This is a genomic window from Streptomyces sp. (assembly GCF_031181705.1).
Classification (GTDB): Bacteria; Actinomycetota; Actinomycetes; order Streptomycetales; family Streptomycetaceae; genus Streptomyces.
Genome location: NZ_JAPSKN010000037.1, coordinates 25586 through 40429, shown reverse-complemented (window position 1 = coordinate 40429; position 14844 = coordinate 25586). Strand labels below are relative to the sequence as shown.

The following is a 14844-nucleotide window of genomic DNA, read 5'->3' as shown; positions in this document are numbered from 1 at the left end:
CCCACGCGCAGCCGACACCGTGCTCGGCGTAGTGCATGGCGATGTCCGCGACCAGGTCCGGGGCGGCGAGGACGTCGACGTCGAGGAGCTCGGCCTGGTCGTCGGCGTTGTGGGCGCTCCAGCCGGTCACGTGCGACCAGGTCAGGGAGAGGCCCGTCCAGCGCGCTCCGTCGCCCAGCCAGGGGCTGCCGACCGGCCAGACGCACCGGATGAACAGCTCGGGCGCCCCGGTGCGGCCGCGCCGTAATCCGGCTTCGAGGGCCGCCGGAGGCATGCCCTCGGTGTCGAGCTCGGCCAGGACGGCGTCGGCGTACGGCAGGTGAGGCAGCGACAGCATGCGGGTGGCGTCGCCCACGGACAGCGTGCTGCTGCCGTGGGTGCTCTTCCCGTGCTGCTGCGTCGGTTCGGTGGCGGCGCTCACTGGGCACCGACCGCCGGGACGTCCACGGCCGCCTGTTCCTGCTCGGCGCGCCAGGCCGCAGCCTCCTCAGCGGACAGATCGCGCGAGCCTGTGATCTCCAGCAGCACCCCGTCGATCGTCGTGCTCAGCTCGGCGTACTCGGACACCGTCCGGGGGTTCACGCCCCAGTCCCTGACCTCGGTCGTGGCCGCCGCGTCCAGGGCCGCAGCCCAGGCGCGCACTCCGTCGACGGTGCGGGCGCTGAACCGCAGAGCGGCATCGGTCTCGGCCGACTCGTCGTCCAGCCAGGCGGTGACCTGTACGGACGGGCGGAAGTAGAACAGCGGGAGGCTCGGGTGCTGGGTGAGCAGGTGACGCATCACCCGGCTCACGCGGAAGGCGCCGGCCTCGAATGCCTCGAGGGCCTCGATGGGGGTGTGGGTCGTTTCAGCGCTCATCGGGCACCGCCACCTCGTCGTCGTGCTCGGCGGGGCGCTCGTCCTGGTCGACCAGGACGAGGCTTTCGGCCTGCTGCTCGATGGCGGCGAGTTCCTCACCGGCGCGGGCGAGCGCGCCTGCGACGCACCGGGGGGAGCAGTACCAGCGGGGCCCGTCGTCGGTGCCGGCGACCTCGAGGCGGGCCCAGCCGAACAGGGCAGGGTCGGAGGCGTCGTAGTCGTCACGGGTGCCGCACCCGTCGGTGCCGCACGGGGCGTGGATGTCGCCCACCAGCTGCGCGTCGAGGAGCGACGCGAGCGCGGTGCGGTCCTCGCCCCGGACGATGAGGTCCGCGCGGCCGCCGTAGGAGGACTGGCAGTGCACCGTGACCCGCCGGACGTCTCCGTAGGACCGGAGGACGTCAGCGGTGCGGTCCCAGGTGAGTGTCATCGGCAGCCCGTCCATGGCCGTGTGGCCGCTCTCCGCGGCGGTGGCGACCGCGGAGACGAGCAGCAGGTCGTCACCACGGCGTCCCTCGCACAGCCGCAGCACGGCTTGCGCGCGGCGGTGGTCGCCAGCCATCGCCCCCAGCTGCGCGCGGGCCTCGCGCAGTTCGGCCCGGACCTCGTCGAGTTCGGCGCGGGCCTCGGAACGGGCCTGGGCGACGGCGGCGGACACGGCGTCCTCGACGCCCGCGGGGTCGAAGAGGATCCCGGCGCGGGCCTCGGCCTCGGCGAGCTGCTCGGTGGTCGCGCCGCGGTCCTGGGCGATCCGCGCGTCGAGGACTGCGGCCGCGGCCTCGGTCACCGTCGGAGCCGGCGCGGGCGGGGCGGTCTCGGCCGACCCCGCGGGTGCCGGTACGGCGACACCGAACGTCGCGAACGCGGCGGCGTGCAGGGGCAGCGGGCGAGGGGCTTCCGAGGGCGGCGCCCCGGGCGGGGTCTGGGAAGATGTGGTCACGGGTGATCCACTCCTGTCTTGGGTGGGGGTGGGTGTGCCGTAGGGGTCGCGTTCCGGGGTCCAGCCGGGCGCGGCCCCGAACTCGTGCGGGTCAGGCAGCCGACCGGCGACTGTCACGAGGCCGTTCGGTCCCGCGCGGAACCGTGAGGCGGGTCCGCATAGGGATCAGGGCGCGCAGCAGGTCCGCGTGCTCGGGGGCGAGCGCAGGGGCCGCGTCAACGACGGACCGGACGTAGGCCCGCCGCTCCTCGCGAGTCACCGCGCGCTCCCGGCCATCTCGTCCGGCTCCGAGCGCTGCTCGAAGTCCTCGATCTCCATGTCGAGCAGAGCGGCGAGCACACTCCGGAGCCTGGGCCGCGGGGTGTAGATGCCGCGTTCGATCCGACTCAGGTGCGATTCGTCCACGGGTGCGCCAGCTTCCGCACACATCTCGGCCAGTTCTTGCTGAGTCATGCCGCGCCGCAATCGCTCCTGCTTCACTCGACTTGCTATCTGGTTGGGCATGCGACGCAACTTAACGCAGAGAAACACAGAACCGCAAGCAGCAGGCAGCAAGTGACCACAAGTACGCCTGTGGTGTGGAGCCGGGCAGCTTGCGCTAGCCTGTGTTTCCCTGCTCAGAAGGGGTCTTGGATGTCGGATCCGCACAAGCGGCTTGATGACGCGATGAACCAGCGTCGGCTGGAACTCGGGTTGCAGTGGCGCGACCTCGCCGCAGCGGCGGGCATCTCCTACGAGGCCCTTCGCGCAATCCGTCGCGGCACGTCACGACCTGCCGATCTGACAGCGCGCAAGCTGGAAGAAGCGCTGCGGTGGGAGCCGGGCAGCGTACGCGCGGCGCTCGCCGGGCGCGCGCCAGCGGTGCGCGAGCCCGACCCCGACAGCCCGCCGGCACCGGGGCTGTCCCCCGGAGAAGCGCTGCGGCACGTCATCAGCGCCTCCGCCGAGAGACTCGGGGTCGGAGCGGATGACCTGGAATCCATCTTCCAAGCCGTCCGTCGCGATCTCGCACAGGCGGAGGCGGCCCGCCAGGCCGGCCCCGACGACACCCCGCCCTACGGCACCCCGGACCTCTCGGTCATGGTGCTCGAAGCGCGACTGGCGGCCGGCCTCACCTTGGAGGCCGTAGCGGAGCTCACGGCCGAGGCCCCCGGCGCAGCTGCGGGACTCGACGTCGGCTGGCTCGGCCGCCTGGAGAGGGCCGCCCTGTCGCCGGACGAGTTCCCGGAGTACCCGCAACTGGACGCCCTGGCGTACGCCCTGCACCTGGATCCCGCCCGCGTCCAGGAGGCGGCCGGTGTCCAGTACATGAATGTCCGCTCCGTATGGAGCGGCGACGGCCAGTCCCGGGCGGTAGGCGTCGGGCCAGTGAGCGACGAGGACCGCCAGAAACTCGAGAACCTCATGCAGATGTACCGGCGCACCCCGAAGAAGTGACCGGGCAGTCGACCCGTTTTTCGGGTCGGCTGGTCGGTTTCGGGACATCCAACTCGTGTGAGTATTCAACGGTTTGAACCCACCCGTACGGGCTAACCGTAGTTTCACTGTGGCCAAAAGTGATCGCCCGTGTGCATGATGTCGCCCCGCGTGGCAGCGGATCGGTAAGTTCACGCGCGGCCTCCCCTGGGCGGGATCTGGCAGCGCGGCAGCTCGAGGAGGCTGTGTTGTACACGCCCCATACGCACGTGCAGTACCGCCTGGCCGAGGTTGGAGAGCTGGCCGAGGGCTGCATTGTCGACATGCGTACCCCGGCCGCAAACCGCGTGTCGGTGCTGTTCTCGCCGCTGCAGATCGACGAGCGCCTGACGCAACAGCTCACCCGAATTTCCAGCCACCAGGTCGCTCACGGCGCATGGCGTCAGAGCGGGTCGTCCATGCCCGAGGGACAGTGGCTTTCGGTCACCCGCTGGGAGCGCGTACCCGGCTCGTGGCTGCCGAGGGGATGGCTCGTCGCCGGCATTGAGGAGGCCGGCAGCTGCATATGGCTCGTCAACGAGGACGCGTGCACCCACCGCCTGCAGCACGACATGAACGATCTGCTGTACCGGCTGGCCTCCAAGGGGGTGTACCTGCAGTGCTGGTTCCGGTGCCCTCCTCCCCCGGCCGGCGAGCTCCCCGACCCGATGCTGCGTCCGTCGGCACCGCTGACGGTGCCGTAACGATTCTGCGTGCAGCGTGCGCGTAGGCGCCCGGCCCCCTGCCTCGGGGCCGGGCGCGCCAGGCTCAGCCCAGTGCGGGCGGTTCTGTGCCTGGACCCGCGGGGACGTCGTGTCTCCACTCGATCCGGGCGGCGGCCGCCGGCTGGTTGCGGCCGCTGTGGGTGCTGGGCATGACGCACGGCCGGCCGAGATACCCGGGGCCGAGGATCAGACGGGCGACCATCCGCCGGCTGCGGATCGGGGCCGCTTCCCACGACTCCCACACGTCCCGGCCGGGCTGCACCATCTGCAGCACGGCGGCCGGCAGCAGCAGTTCCCGCTCACGCGCCTCCAGCTCGAGGACCTGAGCCTCTTTCCGCTCCAGGGAGGATGCCAGCAGCCGGACTTCGGCGAGGGTCTCGCCCGTGGCCGCCCGCAGCTCGTCGCGCTCGGCGCGGGCCCGGGCGAGGTCGGCCTGCACCTGCCGCACGACGGGGTCCCCACTGCTGGGTGCGCGCAGCTGCTCGTAAATGTCGGGGCGGGCGAGGTAGGCCAGAAGCACGCCGGGCTCCTCGCGCGTCCCGATGAGCAATTCGTCGACGCCGGCCATCGCAATCTTCAATCCGCAGTTGGCGCACCGGTAGTTGTCCGGCCGGTCGGGTGCCTGCTCGTACTTCGGGCGCATCAGCTGGCCGCACCTGCCGCAGGTGAGTACGGCAGTGACCGTGTGCAGCAGCTTGCCACCGGGAGACGTCGCCCGGTCAGCGGCGGTGAGCATGCTGCGCACCGCCCAGAACGTCGGCTCGGGCACCAAGGCCTGCCACACGCCCTTGTAGACCGTGCCCTTGTAGTAGCGCAGGCCCGCGTAGGCGTGGCGCAGCGCCATGGCACGCAGCTGCTCGCGCTGGAACGGCCGGCCGGACGCGTTGAGGTAGCCGCGTTTCGCGAAGGCACGCGTTGCGTCCGCCGGCGTGTGCCCGGCGTGGAGGATCTCGAACAGCTCACGTACGGCCTGGTCCCGGCCGGCGGTCGTCGTCCCGGCCGGGGTGGGGTCGGCCTCCCAGGTGCGCAACTTGCCGGTCTTCGCGTCGTACACGGGCCGCAACCCCCACGGCGCTTTCCCGTACGGGCGACCACGCTCGGCCTCTCTGGGCGCGGTGCGCACCAGGCGCCGGTGGGTCTTGTACGACTCGTACTCGGAGTCCACGGCGTCGTCGATGAGGGCCTTGCGGTCCCTCCCGTTGGCGGGGTCGTACAGACGCTCGTGGGTGGTGACCCAGATCCGCACACGCTTCTGCTCGCACAGCTCGATGAACGACACCCACTCGCCCACCTGGCGGCTGCCTCGGCTGGACTCCCACAGCATCAGGATGTCCGCGCCGAACGCGGACTGGCGCCCGGTCGGGCCGCTGCTCAGGTCGGCCACCAGGCGGTCGAAGTCGTCCCGACGTCGACGCGCGTACCGGCTGGCGCTGCGGCCGTCGTCGACGTACGGCTCCCCCAGCGTCCACTCCTGCTCGTCGGCCGCCAACTCGTTGTCCCGACCCTGGTCTTCGACGGAGCGGCCGCCCTTCCGGTCGGAGAGGCGGCGGTATTCCCTGGCTATGAGCCCCCGTGTGTCGCGCATGCCATCTGGTCTACCACACCGGATCCTTTATGAAGCTGTTTCCCCGCAGGCGACTCCATGAGGGACCCGGTAATGCGAGAAGCGCCCCTGACCTAGGGCCGGGGGCGCCTGGCTCTCCCCCGTCCGCGTGGCAGCTGGTACCGGGGTGAGCCGATTGATGAGGGGGGTGCACAGGTCTGGATACCCGCGCCCTCCAAGATCACACAATGCTGAATGCAGTCAGCAGACATCTACACAAGATCGACCGAGCGTGTGTCGGATGCACGTGCTGCCCGACGACGACTCCTGGCTCATCGACGAACGCCGGGCCATCGGCAACCGCATCCGCGCCGAGCGCGAGCGTCGGAACCTCACCCAGGAGGCGCTCATCCTCGCCGCCGGCATCGACCGCGTGACCCTCTGGCGAGTCGAGACGGGCGAGGAATCGAAGGTGTCTACGCTGCTGCGGATCGCCCGGGTCCTGGGCGTGCCGCTCGCCGAGCTCCTCGGCGAGTGAAGGCCCCGCCCACCCGCTACGGGGTGGAGCGGGCGGACGGGGCCGCCGCGGGTCCCCTAGGCGGGGACGGAGATGAGCGCTCGAGCGCGCTGCTCCAGCTCCTGGTCCTCGAAGGTCATACGGCCGGCGGCGATGCGCGTATGCCCGGCGTAGGCCGTCTCGAGGTCGACGCTCTTCACCATGTCGAGTGACCACGCTGCCTCAACGGTGACCGTGCCGGGCTTCGGCACGCGCAGGGCGCCGGTGCCGGTGGAGATCAGCCAGCACCCGCAGCGCTGTTCGTGGCTGCCCTTCCACTCGCCGATGAACCCGTGCCGCCCGGCCAGCGCGAAGAGGTCACCAGGCTCGTGCACGTTCCCCTCCACAGGGATGACGCCCACGACGGCGACGTAGCCGTCGTCCATGCTGGTGTACGCCAGGACGCACCGGGAGCGCGTCTCCCAGTCGTGCAGCAGCGGGAAGATCGTGACACGTCCCGCCCCTGCCAGGTTCCTCGCCATGGTGCGCCCTCTCGTGCAGTGGTGTCGGCCCCGACACTGTAGGAGGCGGGGCCGACCCGGGACGTGATCCTCAGCAGCCGCGGTTGTAGTCGCGGCCGTCGTCGCTGTCGCCGGTCGGCGGGTTGGGCTCGCCGCCGTCGTCCTCGCCGCCGTTCCTCAGTACGTCCATGGTGAGCATCGTTGCGTCCCTTCTCGGGTGAGCCGGCCTCATTCCAGGCCGGTCGCCGGGTTGACGGGTGGTGGTGCGACCCGCCCCGGTGCTCGACCTGTCCAGGACCGGGGCCGGGGCGGGAGTCTCATCGGCTGGGCCGGGAGCTGCGGTGGCAGCTGCAGCCGCAGCGCGGCTGAAGGAGGACGCCCCTGCCGTACGGAAGGGGTATGTCGTCGGTCTGGCGGCACTCGCCGTGCAGGTCCCGGTAGTCGCGCTGCGCCGCCAGCTGGCACTCAGCGGACAGGGAGGCAGGCACCGGCGACGGTGCGGTCGTCACTTCGGGCTCACGCTCGCAAGCCGCCGACTGAACTGGACGGCGGTGGCTACGAGGCGGGCCACGGCGGCCGGTTCGCACAGCTGGCCCGGGCGTCTCATGGGGACGGCCCAGTGCGAGGCAGAGGGCGGACCGTAGTGGTCCTGGGCGGGCAGGCGCGGCACGCCCAGGTGCCAGTCGTTGCCGAGGATCTCTACGCCGAGCCGGGGCCACTCTGCGGCGGCCACGGTCCACACCAGCGGTGTGTCGGCGGGTACGAGTGCGTAGTACCGCTGCGCGTGCTGGTCACAGATGACGGGGCCGTCCCACAGCATCTCGCCCAGGAACCGGTCCAGGGTGCTGTGGCGCGCCAGCTCGAGACGGATGGCGTTCAGCACCACCGTGCGGGGAATGCGGATGGCGGCGAACTGCGTCCCGACGGGCAGCACGGCCACCCCCACGCTGTCCCACTCCGCCTGTGCGGTGCTCGGCGTGGGGTGTGCGGCCAGCAGCCATTGCTCCACTGCTGATCTCTGAACCGTTCTGTCATGCGGGACCGAGCGCAGGGCGCGCTTCGGGGGGTTGGCGGGCATCGTCGCGCCTCCAGGGACAGGGCTCTACCCGGGCGCCGTGACTCGATGTGCAGGGGCAGAGCTGCGTGTCGTTGCTGGTAGTGACGCTAGGAGCACGATGTGCAGCACAACCAGGGATGTGCAGATATGTGCAAGCCGTTCACCCATGCCGGTCGATGGCTGCATACCGCCCTTGACTCAACTCACCAGCTCGGCAAGGGTGATGCAGATTTCTGCACAGAACGATTGAGGGAGGTTGACGTGGCCTTACTGTTCATCGGGATCGACCCGAACACGGGAACCGACGAGAGCCCCACCGTCTGGGTCGACCAGGAGAAGCAGGAGCTGGTCCTCCAGGGGTGGAAGCCTGACCTCGAGACGGAAGCCGAGTGTGCTGCGTTCACGGTGCCCGGCCACGCCACGGGGATCCCCGACCACGAGGCGGTCATCCGCATCCCGGCCAGGATGGTGCCCATGATCAGGGAGGCGTGCGATGTCATCGAACGTGCCACCGTTCAGTGAGCTCATCGCGGGCTGCACGCATTCTGCGGTGCACCTGGAGATGCGCGACGTCTACTCGGTGGAAAGTGAACGGGAACGCTTCGAACAGTGGCGCAACGGTGTCCCACTCGACCCGGCCTGGTGGGACCCCTGGGTGACTCTGATCCGGGACACCGTCGCCCGCGGCGTCGTCGTACGCCGCGCGAGGATCGTGTCCGAACCGGTCTCCGACTACATCCGCTTCGAACACGCCGGCACCAACGCGAACCTGGAAGCAGGCGAGCAGGTGCGCTGGCTCCCCCGCCGCCGCGCGAGCGACATCGCGCTGCCGGGAAACGATTTCTGGCTGCTGGACGGCCGGTTGATCCGGTGGAACCACTTCACGGGTGACGGGGCCTCGGCAGGCCCGGAACTGTCACACGACCCCGCGGCCGCGAAACTGTGCGCGGACGCGTTCGAGGCGGTCTGGCAGCGCGCCGTCCCCCACGAGCAGTACAAGATCCGCTAGCACTCCAGACCGCTGAGGCCCGCCCATGCCCGTGTCCCCGTCCTCCTCCGCCCAGGCCGCGCGCGAGGCCGTCGCCAGACGCTTGCGCGACCTCCGCAGGGAGGCGGGGCTCACGGTCGTTCAACTGGCCAACCAGTGCGGCTGGCACCACTCCAAGACCTCACGCATCGAGAACGCAGTCACCGGCCCGACAGCAGGTGACATTCGGCGTTGGTGCGCCGCCACCCACGCTGACGACCAGGCGCAGGACCTCATCGTGCAGTCGGTCAACGCCGAGTCCATGTACAGGGAGTGGAGCCAGCAGCTACGCAGGGGCCTCACAGAACTGCAGAACACCACCGGTCAGGAACTGTTCCGCACCACCGAGCGGTTCCGCGTCTACTCCTCCACCCTGGTCCCGGGGCTGCTGCAGACCGAGGGCTACGCCGCCGGCGTCCTCGGCATCAGCGGCCGCTTCCACGGGCTTCCCGCCGACGACAGCTCCAGGGCGGCGCAGGCCCGCGTGGAGCGCTCACGCATCATCCACGAGTCCGGGCGCCGCTTCCTGCTCCTCATAGAGGAGGCCGTGCTGCACTGTCGGGTCGCCGACGAGGACGCCATGGCGGCACAGCTCGGTTACCTCCTCACCGCCGGCGCGCTGCCTACCGTGTCGCTCGGCATCATCCCTATGGCCACACGGGACAGGGTTCAATGGCCGCGCGAGACCTTCCACATCTACGACGACCGCCTGGTGTCCGTCGAACTCATCTCCGCCCGGGTGCGCATCACTCAGCCCTCCGAAGTCGCCCAGTACATCAAGGCATTCGATGAGCTTCGGAGCATGGCCGTGTACGGCGCACAGGCGCGCGAGCTCGTCCTGCGGGCCATCGAATCCCTGCGCTGAGCCGGACGCACGACAGCGCCCCCTGTACGGCCCGGAAGTGGGCCGCACAGGGGGCGCTGGTGTTCACGGGTACTGCCGTCGGTACGGCTCCAGGCCTGCAGCGATCGGGCCGGGTGATGGGCTCGGCGAGGGCTCGGGGTCCGGCGCTCCGTTGCGTCTGCAGACCAGTGCGTCCGGGTCCCACGAGGGCGCCTGCAGGCTGTACCCCTCGGGGCAGTCCGGACCGGCCGGGCCCTGCTCGCCGCGCGGCCCCGGCTCGCCCTGCGGACCTTGCTCGCCGCGCGGCCCCGGCTCGCCTTGCGGTCCCTGCTCGCCCTGGGGGCCGGCCGCGCCCGGGGCGCCGTCCTCGCCGGCCTCGCCGGGTTCCCCGTCCTGCCCCGGGGTGCCGGCCTCGCCGTCGTTGCCGTTCTTGCCGTCGCGGCCGGGGCGCCCGGATGGTCCCGGCTCGCCCGGCGGCCCCGGTATCGGCACCGGTACCTCGGCCCGGGCCGGGAGGTCGTCGACGGCGTCGGCCGGGTCCGGTGCCGCCGGGGTGCCACCCTCTTCCTTGACCTGGGCCCGCAGTAGCCGCACGTCCGTGGCGAGGGTGCTGACGGCCTCGCCGCGCCGGTCGGCCTCGGCGGCGAGTTGCTCGGCCCGGGCCGCCTCATGGTCGATGCGGGACCAGATGATCAGGACGGCTCCGCTGAGGGCGATGAGCGTGCACACGAGGAGCACGCTGCGCCAGCGGCGGGCCAGGGTGCGCTCGGCACGTGTCACGGCTCTCCTCCGAGGTGGACGATCAGGGCGCGCAGCCGGGCGAGTTCCGCCTGGTCGGCCGCGCGCAGGGCGGCCTGCTCGGCGAACCGGGTGTTGAGGGCGTCGCGTTCCGCCTTGGCGGCCGCGAGCTCTGCCTTGACGGCGTCGCGTTCCGCCCGGGCGGCCGCAAGATCCGTCTTGAGGGTTTCGCGTTCTTCCTGCAGGTCGTTGGTGAGCGAGGAGTAGCCGGTGAGTGCGTTCTCGCTCCTCTTACCGAGGTACGCCACCACCGCGCCGACGACCGCGCCGAGCCCGACGAGCAGACTCCCGAGGGTGGTGGCGTCCAACGGTGGCCCCCTTACTGGCCGTGCCGGCGCGCGGCGCGCACCAGGTCCTCGTCCGTGCGCGGGGTGTGCCGGGCCGCCCAGCCGGACACGAACGCGATGGCGGCCGGGACCAGGGCGAGGACGAACGGGGCCAGGACCGGGGGCATCCACCCCACCAGCTCGGCATGGTCCTGCACGGCCTCCAACGAGGCGAGCAGACCGGTGCTGCCGACGTACGCCGCGGCGGTCGCGGCGGTGACCTTCTTCTCGATGGGTCCAGCCATGGGTCAGTTCTCCTTCAGTGCGTCGCCGAGCCGGTCGAGGGCGGCCTGTGCGCCGGCCTCTGCCGCGGCTGTGATCTCGGCGGCGGTGAGTCCGCCGCCGGAGCCGATGACCGACACGAGCTTGTCGATGGTCGCCTGCTGCGCGCCGAGCTGCGCGAGGATCGCGGTGGTGTTCTCGGCGGCCTTCCGGGAGTGCGCGTAGCCGGATCCGAGCGCCACGTCCACGGGGATCTGCCGGTCCTGCAGGCCCTGGTCCTGCGGCCAGTACTTCGGGATCCAGTCGCCGAGCCGGATCTGATCGCTGAGCTTCATCTCGTCGTCCTCCTCGGGGGTGTCCGCGTCGCCGGGGTTCCAGCTCGCGGGGTGCGCCAGTCGCTCGGCGACGTCGGCGCGGAAGTCGGTCATGTCGATGCCGCGGGGGTCGACCTTCCAGTCGGACCACTCCAGGTGGCCGATCGCGCTCCTCTTGCCCCAGCCGTGTGCGCGGCAGATCGCCGCGGTGGCCCGGACCATGGCGTCGTACTGCCGGGCCGGCCAGGGGTCGCGGCCGTCGCCCTTGTTCTCGCACTCCCAGCCGTAGAAGCGGGCGTTGCCGTCGGCCGCGCCTGGCGAGCCGTCGTGCTCGTGCGTCGCCGGGGGGCGGTCGCCGTAGGACTCGTCGATGACGGCCTGGAGCACGTCGCCGTCGCCGCCGCCGGCGTGGTTGGCGCGGCCGTTGCCGGTCAGGTGGACCACGCCGTCCTTGGTGATGCAGCCGGTGGCGAGCGGCCCGGGCAGGGCGTTGTGGCCGCGGAAGATCATGCCGACCACGTCCGTGCCGGGGCCGGTCACGGTGTGGTGGATCATCACTCCGTGCACCGGACCCCAGCGGTTCACGTGGTTGCGGTTGTTGGTGCGCCAGCCGGGGACCTCCCGGACGGTGCAGCCCTCAGCGCGCAGCGCGGCGACGAGCCGGTCTGCAGTGAGCGGTGTGGCCATGAGGCCTCCAGACGTGGAAAGGCCCCGGCCAGGAGGCTCGGGGCGGGATGGGTCAGGGGTGTGGTCAGGGGCCGACAGCAGCCCACGGGCCGCCGAACCCGGTTGCCGTGTTCGTGGTCGGGTCGATCGTGGTCGGGAGTGCCGTACGGGCTGTGCCGTTGACGGCGTAGCGGTAGGTCGGTGCGGTCAGGCCGGCGTTCACGGCGGAGGCGAGGCCTGCGCTGCCGGTGGCCCGGGCCACGGTGGGGGCGGTCCCTGCGTTGAACAGCAGCGCCACCCAATACCACTGTCCGGCCTGCAGGGTGGTGCTGGGGATCGTCGTCGTCTTCAGGCCGGTGGAGGTGATGTCGCTGTCCACGGTGGTGACGGCGATCCGGGTGCCTGCCGAGTCGTAGATACCGACCTGGCACTGACCCGCGGTGGGTGTGGCTCCGGCCGTGGTGATCCACCAGTAGACCTTGCTGACGTTGACGGTCTTGGAGATGTGGACCTTGGTGAGGTACAGGGAGCCGTTCGCCAGCAGGCTCGAGTTGAGCGCCAGGACGGGGTCGAACGACCAGGCGGCCATGCCGTGGTTGACCGGCTGGAATGCACCGAGTGCCGACACGTCCGCGGCGACCGAGTCGCCCACCATGGCGCCGGCCGCGGTCCACTGCGCGGGCGGCTGGTCGACCGGGGCCGCCGTGGTGCCCACGCGTTCGCGGATATTCGGGCCGCGCCGCAGCGTGGTATTGCCGCCGCCGTCGGACCAGCCTGCGGTGGCCGCGTGCAGGTGGCCGCCGCGGATGTCGACGTAGGCGGAGTCCTCGACGCGCACTCCGTACTGTGGGCTGTTGGCCTGGGTGCCGTTGTCGTCGGTGCCCGGGTAGCAGGTGACCAGGCCGACGATCACCGGGATGGTGGCGCCGTCGACCTTCAGGCCGGCGTATCCGCCGCCGCCCGCCCCGTTGTTGCGGCCGTCCCTCCGGGTGTGGAGGTTGTCTATCTGGATGGGGCCGTTGCCGACCGCGTCGACCAGAACGCCGTTCGCGCCGTTGCGGTCCGTGCTGCAGTCGCCGAGGAGCATGCCGCCGGAGCCGGTGCCGGTCGCCCAGTCACCGGTGATGTGGAAACCGTTGCTGGTGTTCCACTCCGCGCGGCAGCCGATGAACTGCGAGTTCGCGGCGTTGTTGATCTCGAACCCGTTGGCTCCGCAGCCGATGGCCTGGCAGTCGATCAGGGTGACGTCGGTCATGACCTGCACGGCGAACCCGTGCCAGCCGCAGTTGTCGGTCATCACCCGGTGCAGGCGCCAGCTGTAGGGGAAGAAGCCACCGTTCTGCCCGGTGTTGATGCCCGCGCCGGTGACCTTGCGGATGGTCACGTCCCGCAGCCCGACGTTCTGCACGTTGCCGTCAGCGCGGATCCCGTCCATGCCTGGGCCGGTGTAGGCGGACCCGTCGATCATGACATTCAGGATCCGGTGCTCGGCCGAGATGGTGGAGTAGCCGCCCGTGGCGGCGTCCAGGAACCTGATGACCGCGCCGCCCGAGTGGCTGGGCAGAGGCTTGATGTAGCAGGGCGGGTCAACGAGACCAACGACCGCCATGAGGTTGGTGTGGGTGCCCTGCAGGGTGACCGCGGGCGGGATCGTCAGCGGCGCGCTGGTGCGGTAGGCGCCGGCGGGCAGGTACACCACGCCGCCCATCGGGCAGGCGGCCAGCGCGGCCTGGATCGCGGCGGTGTCGTCGGTGACGTTGTCGCCCTGTGCGCCGAAGTCCTTGACGTTGAGCCAGTCACGGACCGATCCGGCGTTGGACTCGGTGGTGCTGGCGCCGTGCGAGTCCATCCAGACCCGGGACCCGCCCCCTGCCTCGGCCCACATCCCGGTGACGTTGTCGGGGCCGAGGAAGCGCGGCAGCAGTCCCTGCTCGTTGGCGGTGACTTCGGTGATCGGCTGGTTCGTGGCGTCGAGGAGGTCGGTGTACTGGGTGCCCTCGGTGACCGCGTCCCAGAACGTGACGGTGACCCCGGGCGCCACGCCCCATTGCCCGTCGGTCGGCTGGACAATGTAGTCAGCGATGCCGCGGCCGAACTCATGACGTGCCATGTCACACCACCCAGCTCAGTCCGGAGGCCGGCAGGACGAACTCGCCGGTCGCGATGGTCGGATGGTTGGCCAGCACGACCTGCCCGGGCTGGTCGCTGGCGGCGGAGTAGACGATGATGCGGGCGACCTCGACGCCGGTGCAGTAGGCCAGGGCGTACTGGTCGCGGGTGGGGTGCCGGTAGTCGGACGGGATGATCACTGGCAGCCGGGACTCGGCGCTTGACGCCAGGCTGCCAGCGGTGCGCTTGAAGCTGCCCAGCCTGACATGCACCGAGCCATTGCGCTTCTCCAGGACGCTGTCGGTCTCGATGGACCAGGCGCTGTTCGGGTTGTTGATGTTGACGACGCCGGAGTCCTCAAAGATCGCCTCCCAGCTGGAGCCGGTCCACAGCATCGCCCGCTTCGTGTCCGTCTCGTAGTTGATCTCGCTCACCACGGGTGCCGGGTTGCGGGTGGACGACGTGCACGGCCGGACCCGGGTGCCGACGTAGAGCTCTTTGCGGGTGACCGTGACCGACGTCGCGCCGCTGAGCAGCCGCGCCTCGGCGAGCGGAATTTCGTAGGTGCCGGTGTCGCCCGTGGACTGGGACAGGCTTGGGACGCCCGCCCCGGGGGTGCCCTTTTTGACGACGGCCCGGACGGTCCAGTCCGCGCGGGTCAGCCGCAGCACGACGCGGTCGATGCGGGTCTGCCCGCTGGAGTTGGGGTCGACCGGGAGGGTGTCGCCGTCGGCGCCGGAGGTCCAGCCGTGGCCGCGTACCGACGCGTAGACGTTCGCCCGGATGGTGACGTTCAGGCCGACGCCGGGGGAGACGACGGCCGCGTCCGCGGGTGTGCCGTACACACCGTTGTCGGAGAAGCGGGCGGCCATCCGCTCGTACTCGACGTCGGTCACCGCCCTCGCGTTGTGCCCCGGGCTGGGCCAGGATGCCTGCGCCACAG

The 14844-nt window shown here is 70.9% G+C and carries 19 protein-coding genes; 6 read left to right on the top strand and 13 right to left on the bottom strand.

The annotated features are described in order from the left end of the window. The 4 genes from RIN80_RS10650 to RIN80_RS10635 all read right to left on the bottom strand — a co-directional run. On the bottom strand, positions 1-421 hold a 421-nt coding region (locus tag RIN80_RS10650), incomplete at its 3' end, for a hypothetical protein (RefSeq protein ID WP_309095296.1). After that, on the bottom strand, positions 418-858 hold the full coding sequence (locus RIN80_RS10645; RefSeq protein ID WP_309095295.1) for a hypothetical protein: 441 nt from the start codon (positions 856-858) through the stop codon (positions 418-420). The genes RIN80_RS10645 and RIN80_RS10650, both read right to left, overlap by 4 nt. Beyond that, complete coding sequence (locus RIN80_RS10640; protein WP_309095294.1) at positions 848-1798, bottom strand: hypothetical protein; 951 nt, start codon at positions 1796-1798, stop codon at positions 848-850. Before RIN80_RS10640 ends, RIN80_RS10645 begins: the two co-directional genes overlap by 11 nt. Before the next feature lie 255 nt (positions 1799-2053). Further along, entirely contained in the window at positions 2054-2302 is a 249-nt protein-coding gene (locus tag RIN80_RS10635; RefSeq protein WP_309095293.1) for a helix-turn-helix transcriptional regulator, read from the bottom strand. Between the two features lie 129 nt (positions 2303-2431). On the opposite strand from RIN80_RS10635, the gene RIN80_RS10630 reads away from it, so the two are divergent. Both RIN80_RS10630 and RIN80_RS10625 read left to right on the top strand, forming a co-directional pair. Beyond that, positions 2432-3235, top strand: a complete 804-nt coding sequence (locus RIN80_RS10630; protein WP_309095292.1) for a helix-turn-helix transcriptional regulator — start codon at positions 2432-2434, stop codon at positions 3233-3235. Positions 3236-3483: 248 nt separating this feature from the next. Then, positions 3484-3957: a hypothetical protein gene (locus tag RIN80_RS10625; protein ID WP_309095291.1), complete on the top strand. Its 474-nt coding sequence runs from the start codon at positions 3484-3486 to the stop codon at positions 3955-3957. Between the two features lie 64 nt (positions 3958-4021). On the opposite strand, the gene RIN80_RS10620 is transcribed toward RIN80_RS10625, so the two are convergent. Further along, the gene (locus tag RIN80_RS10620; protein WP_309095290.1) at positions 4022-5563 is read right to left on the bottom strand and encodes a recombinase family protein; all 1542 of its coding nucleotides are present in this window, start codon (positions 5561-5563) and stop codon (positions 4022-4024) included. Between the two features lie 259 nt (positions 5564-5822). Between RIN80_RS10620 and RIN80_RS10615 the strand changes: the two genes are divergently transcribed. After that, a complete protein-coding gene (locus RIN80_RS10615; protein WP_309095289.1) occupies positions 5823-6059 on the top strand; it encodes a helix-turn-helix transcriptional regulator in 237 nt (78 codons plus the stop codon). 56 nt (positions 6060-6115) lie between these two features. Here the strand turns inward: RIN80_RS10615 and RIN80_RS10610 are convergent, their stop codons facing one another. Next, entirely contained in the window at positions 6116-6559 is a 444-nt protein-coding gene (locus RIN80_RS10610; RefSeq protein WP_309095288.1) for a hypothetical protein, read from the bottom strand. Positions 6560-7043: 484 nt separating this feature from the next. Continuing rightward, on the bottom strand, positions 7044-7547 hold the full coding sequence (locus RIN80_RS10605; RefSeq protein WP_309095287.1) for a hypothetical protein: 504 nt from the start codon (positions 7545-7547) through the stop codon (positions 7044-7046). A 309-nt stretch (positions 7548-7856) separates the two neighbouring features. Between RIN80_RS10605 and RIN80_RS10600 the strand changes: the two genes are divergently transcribed. From RIN80_RS10600 to RIN80_RS10590, 3 genes are read left to right on the top strand one after another with little or no spacing between them, the layout of a single operon-like run. Further along, positions 7857-8117: a hypothetical protein gene (locus RIN80_RS10600; protein ID WP_309095298.1), complete on the top strand. Its 261-nt coding sequence runs from the start codon at positions 7857-7859 to the stop codon at positions 8115-8117. Beyond that, complete coding sequence (locus tag RIN80_RS10595) at positions 8089-8604, top strand: DUF6879 family protein (RefSeq protein ID WP_309095286.1); 516 nt, start codon at positions 8089-8091, stop codon at positions 8602-8604. The genes RIN80_RS10600 and RIN80_RS10595 overlap by 29 nt, the downstream gene beginning before the upstream one ends. A gap of 25 nt (positions 8605-8629) precedes the next feature. Next, positions 8630-9487 carry a helix-turn-helix transcriptional regulator gene (locus tag RIN80_RS10590; RefSeq protein WP_309095285.1) on the top strand — a complete coding sequence of 286 codons (858 nt, stop codon included), beginning with the start codon at positions 8630-8632 and terminating at the stop codon, positions 9485-9487. A 63-nt stretch (positions 9488-9550) separates the two neighbouring features. On the opposite strand, the gene RIN80_RS10585 is transcribed toward RIN80_RS10590, so the two are convergent. From RIN80_RS10585 to RIN80_RS10560, 6 genes are all read right to left on the bottom strand, one after another. After that, positions 9551-10246 (bottom strand): collagen-like protein, encoded by a 696-nt coding sequence (locus tag RIN80_RS10585; RefSeq protein WP_309095284.1) that lies wholly within the window; start codon positions 10244-10246, stop codon positions 9551-9553. Beyond that, positions 10243-10572 carry a hypothetical protein gene (locus RIN80_RS10580; RefSeq protein WP_309095283.1) on the bottom strand — a complete coding sequence of 110 codons (330 nt, stop codon included), beginning with the start codon at positions 10570-10572 and terminating at the stop codon, positions 10243-10245. The genes RIN80_RS10585 and RIN80_RS10580 overlap by 4 nt, the downstream gene beginning before the upstream one ends. An 11-nt stretch (positions 10573-10583) precedes the next feature. After that, on the bottom strand, positions 10584-10835 hold the full coding sequence (locus tag RIN80_RS10575; RefSeq protein WP_309095282.1) for a holin: 252 nt from the start codon (positions 10833-10835) through the stop codon (positions 10584-10586). Between the two features lie 3 nt (positions 10836-10838). Further along, positions 10839-11813: an N-acetylmuramoyl-L-alanine amidase gene (locus RIN80_RS10570; protein ID WP_309095281.1), complete on the bottom strand. Its 975-nt coding sequence runs from the start codon at positions 11811-11813 to the stop codon at positions 10839-10841. A 64-nt stretch (positions 11814-11877) separates the two neighbouring features. After that, a complete protein-coding gene (locus RIN80_RS10565; protein ID WP_309095280.1) occupies positions 11878-13902 on the bottom strand; it encodes a glycosyl hydrolase family 28-related protein in 2025 nt (674 codons plus the stop codon). Between the two features lies 1 nt (position 13903). Continuing rightward, on the bottom strand, positions 13904-14842 hold the full coding sequence (locus tag RIN80_RS10560) for a hypothetical protein (RefSeq protein WP_309095279.1): 939 nt from the start codon (positions 14840-14842) through the stop codon (positions 13904-13906). Positions 14843-14844: the final 2 nt, after the last annotated feature.